This is a genomic window from Neokomagataea tanensis, from assembly GCF_006542335.1.
In the GTDB taxonomy this organism is placed as follows: domain Bacteria; phylum Pseudomonadota; class Alphaproteobacteria; order Acetobacterales; family Acetobacteraceae; genus Gluconobacter; species Gluconobacter tanensis.
Window position 1 is genome coordinate 640,556 of sequence record NZ_CP032485.1, and the last position, 16,945, is coordinate 657,500.

14 protein-coding genes, 3 tRNA genes and 2 rRNA genes are annotated in these 16,945 nt (G+C 51.5%); 10 read left to right on the plus strand and 9 right to left on the minus strand.

The features are described from left to right. Nucleotides 1–11 precede the first annotated feature (11 nt). A complete protein-coding gene (locus tag D5366_RS02970) occupies nt 12–611 on the minus strand; it encodes a TlpA family protein disulfide reductase (protein WP_141492236.1) in 600 nt (199 codons plus the stop codon). A gap of 196 nt (nt 612–807) precedes the next feature. Between D5366_RS02970 and argH the strand changes: the two genes are divergently transcribed. Then, on the plus strand, nt 808–2,244 hold the full coding sequence (gene argH / locus D5366_RS02975) for an argininosuccinate lyase (protein ID WP_141492237.1): 1,437 nt from the start codon (nt 808–810) through the stop codon (nt 2,242–2,244). After that, nucleotides 2,241–2,378 carry a lipoprotein gene (locus tag D5366_RS11845; protein WP_205839600.1) on the plus strand — a complete coding sequence of 46 codons (138 nt, stop codon included), beginning with the start codon at nt 2,241–2,243 and terminating at the stop codon, nt 2,376–2,378. Before argH ends, D5366_RS11845 begins: the two co-directional genes overlap by 4 nt. A gap of 134 nt (nt 2,379–2,512) precedes the next feature. On the opposite strand, the gene D5366_RS02980 is transcribed toward D5366_RS11845, so the two are convergent. The 4 genes from D5366_RS02980 to gluQRS all read right to left on the minus strand — a co-directional run bounded on the left by D5366_RS02980 (nt 2,513) and on the right by gluQRS (nt 5,978). After that, nucleotides 2,513–3,997: a Hint domain-containing protein gene (locus D5366_RS02980; RefSeq protein WP_141492238.1), complete on the minus strand. Its 1,485-nt coding sequence runs from the start codon at nt 3,995–3,997 to the stop codon at nt 2,513–2,515. A 344-nt stretch (nt 3,998–4,341) separates the two neighbouring features. Further along, entirely contained in the window at nt 4,342–4,695 is a 354-nt protein-coding gene (locus tag D5366_RS02985; protein ID WP_240775310.1) for a gamma-glutamylcyclotransferase family protein, read from the minus strand. 4 nt (nt 4,696–4,699) lie between these two features. Then, nucleotides 4,700–5,131 (minus strand): GNAT family acetyltransferase, encoded by a 432-nt coding sequence (locus tag D5366_RS02990; RefSeq protein ID WP_141492239.1) that lies wholly within the window; start codon nt 5,129–5,131, stop codon nt 4,700–4,702. Between the two features lies 1 nt (nt 5,132). Continuing rightward, a complete protein-coding gene (gene gluQRS, locus D5366_RS02995; RefSeq protein WP_141492240.1) occupies nt 5,133–5,978 on the minus strand; it encodes a tRNA glutamyl-Q(34) synthetase GluQRS in 846 nt (281 codons plus the stop codon). Nucleotides 5,979–6,129: 151 nt separating this feature from the next. Here gluQRS and D5366_RS03000 point away from each other — a divergent pair, with 151 nt between their 5' ends. Beyond that, complete coding sequence (locus D5366_RS03000) at nt 6,130–6,702, plus strand: HNH endonuclease (RefSeq protein WP_141492241.1); 573 nt, start codon at nt 6,130–6,132, stop codon at nt 6,700–6,702. 220 nt (nt 6,703–6,922) lie between these two features. On the opposite strand, the gene guaA is transcribed toward D5366_RS03000, so the two are convergent. Then, complete coding sequence (gene guaA / locus D5366_RS03010; RefSeq protein WP_240775311.1) at nt 6,923–8,533, minus strand: glutamine-hydrolyzing GMP synthase; 1,611 nt, start codon at nt 8,531–8,533, stop codon at nt 6,923–6,925. A gap of 118 nt (nt 8,534–8,651) precedes the next feature. Here guaA and D5366_RS03015 point away from each other — a divergent pair, with 118 nt between their 5' ends. From D5366_RS03015 to D5366_RS03045, 7 genes are all read left to right on the plus strand, one after another. Beyond that, a complete protein-coding gene (locus tag D5366_RS03015; RefSeq protein WP_141492243.1) occupies nt 8,652–9,029 on the plus strand; it encodes a hypothetical protein in 378 nt (125 codons plus the stop codon). 81 nt (nt 9,030–9,110) lie between these two features. Beyond that, a tRNA-Arg gene (locus D5366_RS03020) sits at nt 9,111–9,187 on the plus strand. 17 nt (nt 9,188–9,204) lie between these two features. Further along, nucleotides 9,205–9,281, plus strand: a tRNA-Arg gene (locus D5366_RS03025). A 191-nt stretch (nt 9,282–9,472) separates the two neighbouring features. Then, complete coding sequence (locus D5366_RS03030) at nt 9,473–11,188, plus strand: glycoside hydrolase family 32 protein (RefSeq protein ID WP_141492244.1); 1,716 nt, start codon at nt 9,473–9,475, stop codon at nt 11,186–11,188. A 16-nt stretch (nt 11,189–11,204) separates the two neighbouring features. After that, entirely contained in the window at nt 11,205–11,909 is a 705-nt protein-coding gene (locus D5366_RS03035; protein WP_141492245.1) for a hypothetical protein, read from the plus strand. Further along, nucleotides 11,906–12,886 carry a POTRA domain-containing protein gene (locus tag D5366_RS03040; protein ID WP_141492246.1) on the plus strand — a complete coding sequence of 327 codons (981 nt, stop codon included), beginning with the start codon at nt 11,906–11,908 and terminating at the stop codon, nt 12,884–12,886. Before D5366_RS03035 ends, D5366_RS03040 begins: the two co-directional genes overlap by 4 nt. Next, the gene (locus D5366_RS03045; RefSeq protein WP_141492247.1) at nt 12,883–13,644 is read left to right on the plus strand and encodes a ShlB/FhaC/HecB family hemolysin secretion/activation protein; all 762 of its coding nucleotides are present in this window, start codon (nt 12,883–12,885) and stop codon (nt 13,642–13,644) included. Before D5366_RS03040 ends, D5366_RS03045 begins: the two co-directional genes overlap by 4 nt. Before the next feature lie 80 nt (nt 13,645–13,724). Here D5366_RS03045 and D5366_RS03050 read toward each other — a convergent pair. The 3 genes from D5366_RS03050 to D5366_RS03060 form a co-directional block, all read right to left on the minus strand. Continuing rightward, nucleotides 13,725–13,800, minus strand: a tRNA-Met gene (locus D5366_RS03050). Between the two features lie 48 nt (nt 13,801–13,848). After that, nucleotides 13,849–13,963 (minus strand): 5S ribosomal RNA (rrf, locus tag D5366_RS03055). Nucleotides 13,964–14,048: 85 nt separating this feature from the next. Next, nucleotides 14,049–16,785 (minus strand): 23S ribosomal RNA (locus tag D5366_RS03060). Nucleotides 16,786–16,945: the final 160 nt, after the last annotated feature.

Consider the following 16,945-nt stretch of genomic DNA (forward strand, 5'->3'; position numbering starts at 1 on the left):
AATCGTATTCGTCACGAATGTGTGGCTGCGAGGAGTTTAGTCAGCTGCGCATCGGCATCTGGCGCACCCCAATCAAGCTCACCTTTAGAAAAAGCCCGGACATAGCCTTTCCCATCGATCAAAACCGTAACGGGAATTTCCAATGATTTAAACCACTTCGTGAAAGCACCTTGCTCTACCGTCCACGCCGGAACGGATGTGTTGCCTGCCTTGGCCAAGAAAGCAGACACCTTTGCCGCATCTCCACTGCTAATTGCAGCTGGCACAATGGGAGCATCCGGGTGCTTCGACAAGAAACTGTTTAATTTCGGCAGTTCCTCCTTGCAGGGGCCGCACCATGTAGCCCAAACGTGCAGGACAAATGGCTTTCCACGATATGCGTCTAGCGATAACTGGCGCCCATCAACACCTTTAAGGACCAACGCCACAGGATCTCGGCTCGGCGCGCTTATGGTGAGACTTTGCAGTGGCTCGGGCAGATCTTGCTGCTCTGCGTGCGCCGCACCAGTCAAGCGCCCGCCCCCCAGAACGGCGAGCGTCAAAACGGCGGTCACCCCTAGGCTGGCTAACCCACCCCAAAAACTGCGTCTATTAATCGGATTTGACGACAAAGAACGAAATCTCCAAGTAGTTAATGCAACGCTACGTCAAATAAGAGATTTTTTTCAAGTGATTTTTTTGGGCCAACACGATTCAAACGACATGATGAAAGAAACGCCCGATCATTGCGCTGATGGAAGGGCAAAGGTAGGGTTGGGTTAACGCTTTTCTGCGCTCTTATATTCTGACTTCTCCAAATCGGTAATTATGACAAACCCTCCTGCTTCCTCCGCCTCCTCCAACGATCAGGCACAACTGGCGAACCCGCAATGGGGTGGCCGTTTTGCTTCAGGTCCAGCCTCTATCATGAGCGAAATCAACGCCTCCATCGGGTTTGATAAAAAGCTCTGGCGGCAGGATATTCGTGGCTCCCTAGCTCACGCCGCCATGCTGCAAAAAGTTGGCCTTCTGACCGCAGAGGAAGAAGCAGATATTCAGCGCGGCCTTGCCGAAATTGGCCGTGAGATTGATGCAGGCACCTTCCCCTTCTCCACCGCGCTTGAAGATATTCATATGAATATCGAAGCCCGCCTGTCAGAACGTATTGGTGAAGCTGGCAAACGCTTGCACACTGCGCGCTCTCGTAATGACCAAGTAGCCACCGATTTCCGTCTCTGGACCCGTGATGCAATTGACGGCCTGCGCGGACAAACAGCGGCGCTCATGCGCTCCCTCGCCACGCGCGCCCTCGAACATCACGCAACCCCAATGCCGGGCTTCACCCATCTGCAAGTCGCACAGCCTGTAACCTTCGGGCACCATTTACTTGCGTATGTTGAGATGCTGTCTCGTGACGATGGGCGCTTGGAAGATGCCCGCTCACGCTTGAACGAATCTCCCCTTGGTGTCGCTGCATTAGCAGGCACCTCCTTCCCTATTGACCGGGAAATGACCGCAAAAACCCTTGGCTTTGACCGCCCCACAGCCAACTCTCTAGACACAGTCTCTGACCGTGACTTCGCGCTCGAACTGCTCTCGGCCCTTTCGATTCAGGCCATGCACCTCTCACGTCTAGCAGAAGAAATTGTGAACTGGGCATCAGCCCCCTTTGGTTTCGTTCGCCTGTCTGACGCATTCACAACGGGCTCTTCAATTATGCCCCAGAAGCGCAATCCGGACGCCGCAGAACTCGTTCGTGCTAAAATCGGCCGTATCGCAGGAGATTTCATCGGCCTGCTGACTGTCATGAAAGGCTTGCCTCTTGCTTACGCCAAGGACAGTCAAGAAGACAAAGAGCCTGTTTTTGATGCCGTTGAGGCCATGACGCTTTCTCTCGCCGCGATGGATGGCATGATCCGCGATCTGCAACCAAACACTGAGCGCATGCGCGAAGTTGCAGGCATGGGCTTCTCTACCGCAACAGACTTGGCCGACTGGTTGGTACGTGAGTTACGTCTCCCTTTCCGCACCGCGCACCACGTCACAGGCCGCCTGGTCGGTATGGCTGAAGAGAAGAAAATTGACCTGGCGGATCTCTCACTGGGTGAGATGCAAAGCGTTGAGCCGGGCATTAATGCTACTATTTTTGACGTATTAACCGTCGAATCTTCCTTGGCGTCACGGACAAGCTTCGGCGGAACAGCGCCAAGTAACGTCAAGACACAAGCTGAGCGCTGGCTTACTTCTTTGGAATCTGCTGCATGAAACGCTTTCTAGCATTAGTCGTTCTTAGCGCTCTAGTCGTCTCTGGCTTGAGCGCATGTGGCAAGAAAGGGGCTCCACATGCCCCCGGCCCATCGCAGGACATCACATATCCAAGAATGTATCCGCCCGAATAAATGTTTCGATTAAGGTGTGAAGGCCACAGCTCGCTCACACGTTGAGCGAGAACCGCCCTCTTATGCTCAGGCGCCAAAAAAAAGCCCGACACCATTCATGGTGCCGGGCTTTTCCTTAACAAACCACCCTTACTTTATGCGACGACGCGCTGCTCGCGTATGTTGCTCGTTTCCGTGAGGTACGGGCCGCATGTCACGACCTCCACGGACAAAATTCCAAGCGTAGTCCCTGAGCGTTCCCCTAAAGACAACGCTGCCAGACCTTTAGTCCAACGGTGCCCTGCTTCATCGATAGAATGCCAGCCCGGCGCGGCATCTTCCTCAAGATGCGATGTGATTGCTCGGGTTTCTTCACTTTCAAACAGTGTGATATCGCCCACCAGTACGCCTAGATGACGGCGGTCATCAACGAACGGTCCAATCGTGTCTTTTGGTTGGCATGTACGTGACCGCAAACCGACACGCGTTACATGAGACGGTACTTGGAAGACATAACGTCCACCCACTTGGCGCATTGGCGCGAAAACCGTGCCGTCTTCACATACCAAGCGCAACTCAGGGTCCTGCGACCATTCTTGCTCCGACACGACGGACTTAAAGCCCAGCGCAGTTGCACGATCAGAAAAAGCTTTGTGAAGAGGTTCGACGAACTCACGGCGCGTTTCCAGCACCGCCGCAGCATCGTCTTCCCATGTCTTCAGACGGTCAAAGCCACCGAAAACAATTTTGCCTTTTGACTGGAACGTACGGCGGTTGCCAGTGTCAAGATAACTCTCAGCAAGAGCACCATCTGCCATGACAACAGCGTGGTTGTCGGTTTCGATATGAAAGATTTCGAAGCTATCTTGCTGATCAACAACGATTGACTTGCCATTAACCAGCATGCGGGCTGGTACAAAAGCATTGTTCAAGAACAGGCAATGCTCTGGCGTTACAACCAGATCTTTGAACGGTACATTGTCAGCCAAGGCGTTTGCCCTGATACGCACGGGGCGGCCCTCTTGCGACTTAGCTGTAACTGTTTTCCGACCTACCCATTTCAGCGGGACAGCATGGCGGTTCATACCATCATAAACATACACTTCATCGCCCTGAGAAAGCGTCTCTACCGCAACGCGTCCTGACGGGGTTTCAATCAGCGTGCCGCGCAGATAGCAGATCTGACCTTCGCCATCGTTGTTGGTATCTATGTTTGTCGAACGGTTTGTAACCAGACCATAAGGGTTACCCTGCATGGTCACATTGATTGTGATACTGCTGGTAATGATAAACCCACCAGTTACGTTGAACGTGAGGGTTGTCGTTGATCCGTTGTAACGGGCCGTAGCCGATGTTGAGTTGCCATCCAAGTTAAACGTAATCAGAAATGTGCTCGGCGGTGTATTGGTGATGTTGAGATTGTAAGTTCTATTCCCGCTGAAACCAGAAAAAATAGAAGAATTCAGACTAATATCGAACTCACCGCCTGCTGAACTGACAGTAGCAGTAGATGTTGTATTGCTACTAAACCCAAAAATAGGTGATGAATCAGAGAGACTCAGTGTCCCACCGTTAATTGCGTAGGAGGTATTACCTGCAAACGAAATATCACCCGTTTTGTCATCTACTGTTGTAGCCATTTCTATTCCCCTTCGAGGCCGTTGGTATCATCGCAGCATAAAAGGCTACGGATATATATTGTGTTAGTTTTTTGTTGATTGAATAATAATGCTTAAATTTTTTAATATCAACACGAATATTTTACGGTAAGTATTTATATTGTTACCGTTTTTTTATGTGTAAATTTTTGATAAATTATAATCGTATACGCTAATACATACGAGTATATGATTGTTTGCCCGTCTTATTTTATTTATATAATTGAAAATTATTATTTATATTTAATTTTCAATTTTAGGAAATATAATTTATTTTTCTAATAATCCTTGGATTATCCATCCTAGACCATTCCAAGGATTGAAAATTACACGCCTATATATACCCACGCTGCCTTACCTGACTGCAGCAACACTTCGACTCGTTTGTAATCAGAAACTTCATAAGAATCAGCAGCCGCTAACTCTGCGGCGCTTATGACAAAAACAGTCCCCTCGACCATGTCGCTGTTTTTCCCAGTTGGCACCACAACAGGGTGAAAACGCTGACCGCTTGCCTTAAGGACAGCAGGGTCTGTAATTTCCACCAAATCGGTTCGATACCCAAGCATTGCATCTTTCGTGCCACTCAATAATCGCCCGAATGTCTCCATCTGGACTTTTTCTAGCTGCAATGTTCCATAAGAAAACAATAATATACCGTCTGAATTATTTATAGACACAGAGCTATTCCTTTTCAGTATTTCTAATCCATTTTGCCATGACTGTCCGGGGCGTCACATCAAAGCCTAATTTCTCGTAAAAAGCGACAGCCTGCTCGTTTGTCTCGCGCACCATAAGCTGCATCTTTTCAATACCCCGCCCTTTCAACCACTCCTCTGCGGCTTTAACCATGCACCGCCCTATACCAAGGCGTTGTTGGTTTGAGGCCACCGCAACATAGTACAACCACCCCCGGTGCCCATCATGGCCAACCATAACACTCGCAAGCAAAGGCCCCTTCGCACCATGCCCCACCAGCACGGTTGAACTCTGCCCCTGCTGAGCAAACCGGAAGTCTTTATACGGATCATTATAAGGAACCGTCAGGCCAGTTTGCCTCCAAAGTGCCACGACCTCATCCTCATCAATCGCCAGAGCAGCACGGATACTGAGCATTTTACCAACTTCCTCGCGCATCTTTTAACGCCGGATGGCGGAGCACTGCTTGCGCCGACCATCCATCTTGGCGCAAAAGCCGCACCCCCATGGCTCCATCACGTTTTGAGAGTTTGCGCCCGTCATTTTCCATTAAAAGGGAATGGTGTGCGTATTCAGGTTCAGCCCATCCCATCAACGCCTGCAAAACCCGATGCACTGATGTGGCCTCAAACAGATCCATTCCCCGCGTCACACGATTGAAATTTTGCAAAGCATCATCGTGCGTTACGCATAAATGATACGAAAGACCGGTGTCCCTACGAGCCAACACAACATCTCCGAAAGAGGCTGCACGACCTGCAAGCCGGCCCTGACCGTACTCGTACCAACCCGGCTCCTCCTGCAGAATATCCAACGCGCGCGCCATGTCCAAGCGCCAAAGAACAGGCTGCCCATCCCGATGCTCCGCGTCACAAGCTTTGTTACGGCATGTCCCCGGATAGAAAAAACTACCATCTGGGGCTAAACGACCTTCTGACGCCAAGCCTATCTCCGCTCGTGTACAAAAACATGGGTAAAGCAAACCCCGTATTTTTAATTCGGACAAGACAGCACGGTACTCTTCCACATGCTGCGATTGCTGCCGCACTTCATTCCCGGACCATAAACCGAGCCAGCGCAAATCCTCTTCCAATCCCATCACATAATCCGGGCGGCAGCGCGTTCCATCAATGTCCTCAATACGGACATGATACGCTCCAGCCTCTCCCGCCATACTCCGCGCATGAAGGGCTGAAAGAACATGGCCCAAATGCAAATACCCTGTAGGACTTGGTGCGAAACGCGTACGAAAAGATAACGTCATGAAGGTTTCATCTGAGAGTTCTTGCAATCACGATATTTTGCTGGAATAGTCTTGAACGAAGTAGCCGACGACGCGTGATTATCCGGCGTTTGGTATCATAGTTTAATACGTTACGCCCTAAACTCATGCATGTGTCGTCCTCAACAAAAGGATGCGCGTGGTGCCTGTCAGTAGTCAGCATTTCCCCGCTCTCGTATTGAACGCGGATTTCCGACCGCTGTCCTATTTTCCACTATCATTATGGTCATGGCAGGAAGCCATCAAGGCTGTATTCTTGGACCGTGTATCCGTCCTCTCTGAATATGATGACGGCCTCGTCCACTCCCCAAGCCGGACTATGAAACTCCCTAGCGTCATTGCGCTGAAAGATTACATTCCAGCCGCACGCAAGCCCGCCTTCACGCGTTTCAATGTTTTCCTGCGGGACAACTTTGAGTGCCAATATTGCGATGATCGGCTCCCCACGCACGAACTCACCTTTGACCACGTTATTCCTCGCGCCAAAGGTGGCCGCACAAGCTGGGGCAACGTTGTGACGGCCTGCAGCCCGTGCAACCTACTCAAAGGCTCTCGACTACCGAGTGAAATTGGCATGCACCCGCGACGCAAACCCGTTCAGCCCAGCAGCCGCCTCTTACAGGAAAATGGTCGCACTTTTCCGCCTAACTATCTCCATGAAAGCTGGCGCGACTATCTGTATTGGAACACGGAGCTGGAGGCCTAAGCCATCGTAACACTTGCTGAGCTAGGCCCTCGCATCACGGTTCTGGGTCCATCCGACAGTGAGAAATCCACGCTCGCGCAGACTATTGCCCATAAACGCAACGCTCTCTGACACTTTTGTCGAAGAGAGCAGCTAGAACGCTAAAAAATAAAATAAAAAAAGGCGCCCTTTGAAAGGGCGCCTTTTCCAAGTCATACATTCCCATTCGGGAACGGGGACATTATTCCCACTCGATCGTGCCTGGTGGCTTTGATGTAATATCATACGTCACCCGGTTAATGCCGCGCACTTCGTTGACGATACGGCCAGAGACACGGTTCAAGAACTCAAAGTCGAACGGATAGACTTCGGCCGTCATGCCATCCGTGCTGGTCACCGCACGCAACGCACATGCTTGGTCATACGTGCGGCCATCACCCATTACGCCAACGGTACGCACTGGTAGCAGTACGGCAAAAGCCTGCCAGATCGCATCGTAAAGACCAGCACGACGGATCTCTTCCAGATAGATCGTGTCAACCTTGCGCAGCAGGTCCAGCTTTTCACGTGTGATGTCACCCGGAATACGAATTGCCAAACCCGGCCCGGGGAACGGGTGACGGCCAACAATATTCTCCGGAATGCCCAGCTCACGCCCCAGTTCACGGACTTCATCCTTGAACAATTCACGCAGCGGCTCGACCAGCTGCATATTCATGCGCTCTGGCAGGCCACCCACATTGTGGTGAGACTTGATGGTAACCGATGGACCACCCGTGAAGCTGACACTCTCGATCACATCAGGATAAAGCGTGCCTTGGGCCAAGAATTGCGCGCCACCAAGCTTAGCTGCTTCTTCTTCAAAAACTTCAATAAACAAACGGCCAATTGTTTTCCGCTTAACTTCCGGATCTTTCACACCTGCCAGTTCGCCCAAGAACAGGTCGGATGCATCACGATGCACCAAGCGGATATTAAAACGACCACGGAAAGTCTTGACCACTTCATCCGCTTCGCCAGCCCGCAAAATGCCCGGATCAACGAAAATACACGTCAGTTGGTCACCAATCGCGTCATGGATCAGCTTTGCCGCAACGGAACTGTCTACACCACCGGACAAACCGCAAATAACGCGGCCTTCACCGACCTGTTCACGGATACGCGCAATCTCAAGATCACGGAAACCCGCCATCGTCCACGTACCGCTGCACCCAGCAACATTATGCGTGAAGTTCTTGATCAACGCTGCGCCGTGCGGTGTATGCACAACTTCCGGATGGAACTGTACACCGTACATGCGGCGCCCCTCGTCAGCGATGATCGCAAACGGTGCGCCTTCAGAATGTGCAACTGCGCGGAAACCCGGTGGCAACTGCGTTACACGGTCACCGTGGCTCATCCAGACTTGCTCACGACGGCCGCGTGCCCACACGCCGCGGAACAGTGAGCAGTCTTCAGCCACATCAATATAAGCGCGACCAAATTCGCGATGCTCGTGCGTTTCGACCTTACCACCCAGCGCTTGGCACATTGCCTGCTGGCCGTAGCAAATGCCCAAAATCGGCAAATTCAACTCAAAAACAACCGGAGGCACTGGCGGCGCATTTTCGTCATGCACGCTGGCTGGGCTGCCGGATAGGATAATGCCACGCGGCTGGAAGCCACGGATTTTCTCTTCCGTTGCTGTGAAGGGCCAAATTTCACAGTAAACACCGCTCTCACGTACGCGACGCGCGATCAACTGGGTTACCTGACTGCCAAAGTCCAGAATGAGGATGCGATCCTCATGCAGAGTTTCGTCAAGCTTCTCGATGGGTTTAGCATCCTGCTGGGTCAAAATAGGACCTCTCATTACGAGTTTGAGTTGGCGCTTTGGGCAGTGGTGCCCTCTAAAGCTCTCCTATAAGGTGTTGTCTCGTGTACGTCATCACTTCTGGGGCAACCTTCTGCCTATTCTGAACAGGATAGCTATGCGTTTTCATCTTTTTTCTTCTTTTGTATTGCTCGGACTCCTCACTGCCTGCGCAGGAGCCCCAGACCCCGGACATGATCCAGAGGGGCGCTGGGTTGGAAAACTCATCGCAGACCAAGGAACCTGCCCGACCGCTCGTAGCTCGACCTTGCAGATCAGGGATAAAAATATCCTCTTCACACCTGAGGACGGCCCCTTGGTTTTGCAAGGCAGTTACAAGGCAGGAACCCAGCATTATCATGCTGAGTTAAGCATGCAGGACGTCAATCACCAGCCACTGACCATGGTCTTTAACGGCTACCCCGTCGGGCAAACCATTGGCGGTCTTTTCGGCACAAACACCTGCCACGCGCACATCACCATGACCCGGCAGTAGTTTTTTAACAAAAAAGACAAAAAACTAGAAAAATGGGGTTGCCAGAAGTCGGGAACCCCATTAGAAACCCGCCTCAACGACGCACCCGTAGCTCAATTGGATAGAGCACCAGACTACGAATCTGGGGGTTAGAGGTTCGAGTCCTTTCGGGTGCGCCAGTTAACATATCAGTTTTGCACCCGTAGCTCAATTGGATAGAGCACCAGACTACGAATCTGGGGGTTAGAGGTTCGAGTCCTTTCGGGTGCGCCACTGATTTATTCCTAAAAATATGAAGTATTCCACCCGTACGGCATCCCCGCTGTAACGGGATTTTTGCGTTTTCTACGTCAAAAATCATCACTTTTTTGTCATTTTGCTTATCGGTTCAAATTCATAAAATAAATTTTATCTTTAAAGCCAAGTGAGCGCTCGTTCGCTGTAACCAAAGAGAGGGACACTCAATGGACAACCACACGAAGCCAATACCCAAAACAACGTCAATATCACGGCGTTGGTTTATTGGAGCAGCGGGGACATGCGCAATTATGAGCAATAACGCTTTTGCTGATTCAAATACACCCAAGGGAGCACCAGAAGACTCCCATAACGAAGACCTGAATCCGTTCGGCAGAAACCTGATCCCAGCTCACCCAAGCGCACAAGATTACCTTTACAGACCGTCAATACATTTTTCTCCGCCAGTTGGCTGGATGAATGACCCTAATGGTCTGATTTATGATGGCGAATATTTTCATCTTTACTATCAATACGACCCGATAGCTCCATACGCAGGCTTCGTGCACTGGGGCAGCGCCAAATCAAAAGACCTTTACTCGTGGGAAGATGGCCCGATCGCTCTCAAGCCCACTACAGCGGGCGAAGCTTTCTCTGGCTGTGCCATTATCGACCGCAACAACACCTCGGGCTTTTTTCCTGCACTCCCCGACACAGACCCCCGCAGCAAAGAGCCGAACCTCGCTCTGATCTACACACGGGCCAGCGCCAAACTTCAAACGCAGGATATTGCCATCAGCCGTGACGGCGGGCAGACCTACACTGAAATCAGCGAAAACCCTATTCTAGACATTCACAGCAACTCTTTCCGCGACCCAAAAGTCTTCTTCCACGCTCCTAGCGGGCGCTGGATCATGACGGTTGTGCAGTCGCGTCTTCACAAAGTCTCATTCTATGGGTCATTCAATCTGAAAGATTGGATGCACCTCTCAGACTTTGAGTCCGCAGGTCTCTTCGGCATCGACTACGAATGCCCTAATTTGATTGAAGTTCCCCTAGAAGGGACAAATGAAACGCGCTGGTTGATGCTGATTTCCATCAACCCCGGCGCTCCACAAGGCGGCAGCACTACCCAATATTTTGTCGGCTTCTTTGATGGTGAACGCTTCAAGGCAGAAGATGAACATACAGTCTTTGGCCTGATCGACTTCTGCAAGGATTCATATGCTTTGCAGTGCTACGAAAATCTGCCGCTCTCACAAGCGACGATGATAGCGTGGCTCGGAAACTGGCAATATGGCGAGGAAGTCCCGCACACAACGTGGCGGGGCGTGATGACATTACCGCGTCGTTTATCAGTGCGCCGTGATACAGATGGTTGGATCCGCTTAGTTCAGCGCCCTCTCGGCCTCGAAAACCTGCGCCTCGCCCAGATTCCCACCCCTTTCCGCCACCTCCCCGCACGCACAACTGAGACGGTCGCCTTACCCAAAAATCAGGCTATTGAACTCATCATAAAAGCCAGCCTTGAACCACGTGACAAAATGCTCCCGGACGGATCATTGGGGCGCGCGGGCCGTTTCTCGATAGATTTCGCCAATAATAATGGTGAAAAACTTACCGTCGGCTTTGACGGATTTTTCTGCCAGCTCTGGGTTGAACGCGGGGGCCTCAAGGGGTTCGCCAACCCGTTCTTTACCCGTGAATTTTCAACATCCCTTACCCCAGACCTAAGGGAATTCTCGCTGCGCATTGTTTACGATGCCTGCACACTGGAAATCTACGTGAACGACGGTATCTCGGTGGGCTCTTCCTTGGTCTTCCCGCAAGAAGCTCTGGATCGCGTCAGCTTCAGCACAACCAACACCGCTGCGAGCATCCAGCAACTAGAGATCTATCCTCTGCGTTCCACTATGCCGCGCCCTTTTCCTAAAAACGCCTGATAGTTGATTGCTGGTCATGCCTACGCCACTCTTACACTCTGTACGCCGTCTTCGCTTGCCGTTGACGCTTATCAGCGCATGCGTGTCGTGGGCATGGTCGAGCACAGCTTGGGCTCAAGCCGCGAGTCATGTCGTACAAACCGGACAATATGCACCCGGCGCACGAAGCTCAGCGACAGCCAATGGCGCCTTTGATAGCGTTATCGGCCAACACCCACAGATGGTTACATCTAGTGTGCAATCCAACGGTGTTACCTATTACGTTACACCGGAGGGGCGCATAGTCGACGATAAGGGGTATTACCTCGCTCCTGACCCATCACGGAATACACGCTTTGCGTCTTACTCTGCTCAAAAAGCGCGCATACCGCCCGACGCAAAACTAGTCCCAATTTTCATCGGCGTTATGGACACGAGCATGGTGGCGAACAACCACCTCCATTTCCACGGCTGTGAAAAGCTAACTCATCCACTCATTCATTCGCCAATTGACCCACCCGGCGTCTTCGTTGCCCCCGCGCCATGCAGCCTGAAACAAGGCAGTGCCCACTCCCTCATTCACTCGACTGCGGAAATCTTGGCCGGTGCCCACGGCAATTTATACGGCTTAGCCGGCAATCGTGACCAATTAGACAGCGCGACGCAAGCCATCCGCATTTCTGACCATGAGACGAGGCTCGTTATGCCCTCTCCAAACCAGACCGGAACACCCAACCGTTGAGAACACCCGCTACTTTCTTCGCGCTTTTTGCTCTCTCTTCAACAGGGGTTGCCGCTCAAACGGTCTTTCCGTTTCGTTCCACGGGCGACATCACCCCCCCTGCTGACGTATTTTCTCTGCCTGCACGCCATATTCCGGCACTTATGCAGAACAATGCAGAACATGCTCCAACGCCACACCCATCCAGTGACAACACTATTGTCATAACCAAACTAAACCACATTGATGTTTCAGTGACTGTCGGACCTGACGCCAAAGGTTTAGACAGCGAAACTCAAACACCAATTTTGAAAGATATTTTTGCTGAATTTATCGGACACCCAATGTCGATAAAGCAGTTGGATATTCTCACGCAAAAGATCAACGCCGCATACCGCATGAGCAACGAGCCCTTTGCTTATGCTTATATTCCGCCTCAAACAGTGCGAGATGGGGTTTTAAAAATATACGTACGAAAATACACAATCGGGAAAATTCAAGTTACGGGCAACCGCTGGTTTTCCAAACACCTCATCCAATATGAGAGCGGCCTAAAAACAGGTACGGTTCCCAACTTCAACGACATTCAGTCTGATCTGGACTGGTTGAATCGAAACCCCTTCCGGTCTGCCGAAGTTATTTTTTCTCCCGGTGAGAAAACGGGGGAAACCGATGCAGATATTTATACTGCAGACCGTTTTCCAATTTATTTTTTTGGTGGTGCAAACAACCAAAATGACCCAACGCTGGGGCGAAACGGATGGTTCTGGGGTGGTTCTATCGGAAATTTCCTAGGCTTGGATCAAATCCTAACCTACCAATACACCAAGACTACTACCAATCGGTTCTTCAACCATGCTGTTGCGTGGCACATACCGCTGTCTCCACGGGATTCGTTACTCGTTTACGGTAACTACGCAAAATCCAACCCCTTCCCCAAGAACCTTTCAGCAATTACGGCGGCGGCAGTTCAGTTTCATTGCGGTGGGTACGCATGATCCAACACATAGCCTTTGGAGGCTCATTCGGTTTAGATGGGACCGTACAGCTCGGATACGATTGGAAAAACGCCAATTCCTATCAGAAAATTGGCCGGAAAGACATTGTGATCAGTAACGCTGACACCAACCAAGCCGTATTCCTATATTCAGGCTCCGTCCAAGACCCCTATGGTAAGACCGAATTCACAAACCAAATGGCTTACGGTTTCCCCGGCCTAACCCGCCGTAACAACGCTCGTGCTTATGAGACTATCGCTCCCGGCTCAGCCCCCAACTATTTTTACAACCGCTTATCGCTTTCCAGAAGTGTGCCTCTAGGCAAAAATTTCAAAGCCAACTTCCGCGCTACACACCAGCAAGCAACTAAGAATTTGCTGTACTCAGAGCAGGTATCACTCGGTGCGCAGGGAACTGTTCGGGGCTATTACCTCAACACGTCCTTCGGTAGCATTTCCTCATATTTCAATATTGAAGTGCAGACTAAAACGTTTTCACTTATGCATCTAATAAGTGACCGCGTTCATAAGGACGAAACGTCTTTCACGGCTTTCTGGGATTATGGGAATAACCGTCAGGTCCGTCAGGCCGTACCAGGAATCCACTCAGTGACACTCGCGAGCGTAGGTGTCGCAACATCAAGCAAAATCAATCACTGGCTGACAGGTACGTTCGACGTTGGTTGGCGTCTACGCCGCGCACGAAGCATTGGCTCAAAGGGCGCTTGCGTTGATTATAGTATGACAGTTGGGTTTTGATGGGGTGCTGCCCTTTTTGGGCGGCACTTGTCACTCTTTTATTGAGTTTTATTATTGAGTATTATTTAGGTTTTGGGAATTGGTTGCGGGGTAGGATTTGAACCTACGGCCTTCAGGTTATGAGCCTGACGAGCTACCGGGCTGCTCCACCCCGCGGATGAGTTTTGTGTGTTTTTTTTGTGTGTGTATTGGGTGAGCTAGGGGACCTGGCGGCGACCGACTTTTCCGCACCTTAAGGTGCAGTATCATAGGCGCTGAGGTTTTTCACGGCCGAGTTCGGGATGGGATCGGGTGTAGGATCCTCGCCATGGCCACCAGGTCTTCTAGCTCACCCTCGTGTTGGTAGAGGAGGGTGATGAGGTTGGTGTATTTTTGAGTGTGACTGATTTCTGTGCATGTGTTTGTGTGTGAGGATTATGAGCGATTAGTACCGGTTAGCTGAGTACATTACTGTACGTATACACCCGGCCTATTAACGTGCTGGTCTTGCACGGCTCTATGAGACCTAGTTTTGAGGTGGGTTTCCCGCTTAGATGCTTTCAGCGGTTATCCCGTCCGAACTTAGCTACCCGGCTGTGCCACTGGCGTGACAACCGGTGCACCAGAGGTTCGTTCATCCCGGTCCTCTCGTACTAGGGACAAATCCTCTCAAGTCTCTTACACCCACGGCAGATAGGGACCGAACTGTCTCACGACGTTCTAAACCCAGCTCACGTACCACTTTAATCGGCGAACAGCCGAACCCTTGGGACCTGCTCCAGCCCCAGGATGTGATGAGCCGACATCGAGGTGCCAAACCTCCCCGTCGATGTGGACTCTTGGGGGAGATCAGCCTGTTATCCCTAGAGTACCTTTTATCCGTTGAGCGATGGCCCGTCCACGTGGGACCACCGGATCACTATGGCCGACTTTCGTCTCTGATCGAGCTGTCACTCTCACAGTCAGGCGGGCTTATGCCATTGCACTCGACAGCCGGTTTCCGACCGGCCTGAGCCCACCATCGCGCGCCTCCGTTACACTTTGGGAGGCGACCGCCCCAGTCAAACTGCCCACCATGCAGGGTCCCGGATCAGGCTGACTGATCTCGGTTAGACATCAGAAAAATTCAGGGTCGTATTTCAAGGATGGCTCCACCGGTGCTGGCGCCCCGGCTTCAAAGCCTCCGACCTATCCTACACAGAATTTTCCTGATGCCACTGCAAAGCTACAGTAAAGGTTCATAGGGTCTTTCCGTCTGACCGCGGGTACCCCGCATCTTCACGGGGAATTCAATTTCGCTGAGTCGATGCTGGAGACAGTGGGGAAGTCGTTACGCCATTCGTGCAGGTCGGAACTTACCCGACAAGGAATTTCGCTACCTTAGGACCGTTATAGTTACGGCCGCCGTTTACCGGGGCTTCAATTCAATGCTTGCACATCTCCTCTTAACCTTCCGGCACCGGGCAGGCGTCAGGCCCTATACGTCATCTCTCGATTTCGCAGAGCCCTGTGTTTTTACTAAACAGTCGCTACCCCCTGGTCTGTGCCACCCACACATGGTTGCCCACGGGTGGGTCTCGTTTATCCCGAAGTTACACGAGCAATTTGCCTAGTTCCTTCAGCATCGTTCTCTCAAGCGCCTTGGTATACTCTACCAGTCCACCTGTGTCGGTTTCGGGTACGGTCTATATGCTAGAGCTATTTCCTGGAATGGTCCAAAAGCTGGTTCAATCCGATAAGAACCAACAACATATCTCATTCGTCACTTCTAGCAGGCTCAGGACTATTAACCTGATTCCCATCGACTACGGCTTTCGCCCTCGCCTTAGGGGCCGGCTCACCCTGCGTGGATTAACCTTGCGCAGGAACCCTTGGACTTTCGGCGACAGTGTTTCTCGCACTGTTTATCGCTACTCATGTCAGCATTCGCACTTCCGATATCTCCAGAGGGGGTCACCCCGCCTCCTTCGCAGACCTACGGAACGCTCCGCTACCGCGCATTCATAAGAATGCACCCACAGCTTCGGCACGTGACTTGAGCCCCGTTACATTTTCGGCGCAGGGTTTCTATTAGACCAGTGAGCTATTACGCTTTCTTTAAAGGATGGCTGCTTCTAAGCCAACCTCCTGGTTGTTTTGGAATCCCCACATCCTTTCCCACTTAGTCACGATTTAGGGGCCTTAGCTGGTGGTCTGGGCTGTTTCCCTCTCGACAATGGACCTTAGCACCCACTGTCTGTCTGCCGGACTATACTCCTCGGTATTCGGAGTTTGGTTAGGTTTGGTAAGGCTTTGGGCCCCCCTAGCCCATCCAGTGCTCTACCCCCGAGGGTAAACATCCGACGGTCTACCTCAATAGATTTCGCGGAGAACCAGCTATTTCCGAGTTTGATTGGCCTTTCACCCCTAACCACAGCTCATCCCCGACTTTTTCAACAGGCGTGGGTTCGGCCCTCCAGTGCGTGTTACCGCACCTTCAGCCTGGCCATGGCTAGATCACTCGGTTTCGGGTCTTCTGCCAGCAACTCAGTCGCCCTATTCAGACTCGCTTTCGCTACGCCTACACCTAACGGCTTAAGCTCGCTGCAAACAGAAACTCGCTGACCCATTATACAAAAGGTACGCCGTCACCCCATAAGAGGCTCCGACTGCTTGTAGGCGTCCGGTTTCAGGTCTCTTTCACTCCCCTTATCGGGGTGCTTTTCACCTTTCCCTCACGGTACTTGTTCGCTATCGGTCACTGAGGAGTATTTAGGCTTGGAGGGTGGTCCCCCCATGTTCAGACAGGGTTTCACGTGCCCCGCCCTACTCAAATCCTTATCAAGACATTATGCATACGGGGCTATCACCCATTCTTGCCGGACTTTCCAGACCGTTTTGCTTCTTCTTAATAAGGCATTGGCCTGCTCCGCGTTCGCTCGCCACTACTAGCGGAATCTCTGTTGATGTCTTTTCCTCCAGGTACTTAGATGTTTCAGTTCCCCGGGTTTGCCTCATACACCTATGTATTCAGTGCATGATCCTCTTACGAGGGGGTTGCCCCATTCGGACATCCACGGATCAAAGCTTGTTCGCAGCTCCCCATGGCTTTTCGCAGCGTACCACGTCCTTCATCGCCTCTCAGTGCCAAGGCATCCACCGAACGCCCTTCTCATTCTCACACAACACCCAATTCCAAGGAATTGGACACATGCACAGAAACCAGCCACACCCTAAGATGCTGCCGACTTCTGCTCATGTTCGCAGTGTCAGACACACTCTTTATTCATCATCATCTGAATGCTCACGCCATTCTCTTAGCATTGTACCAAAGGCACAAAGG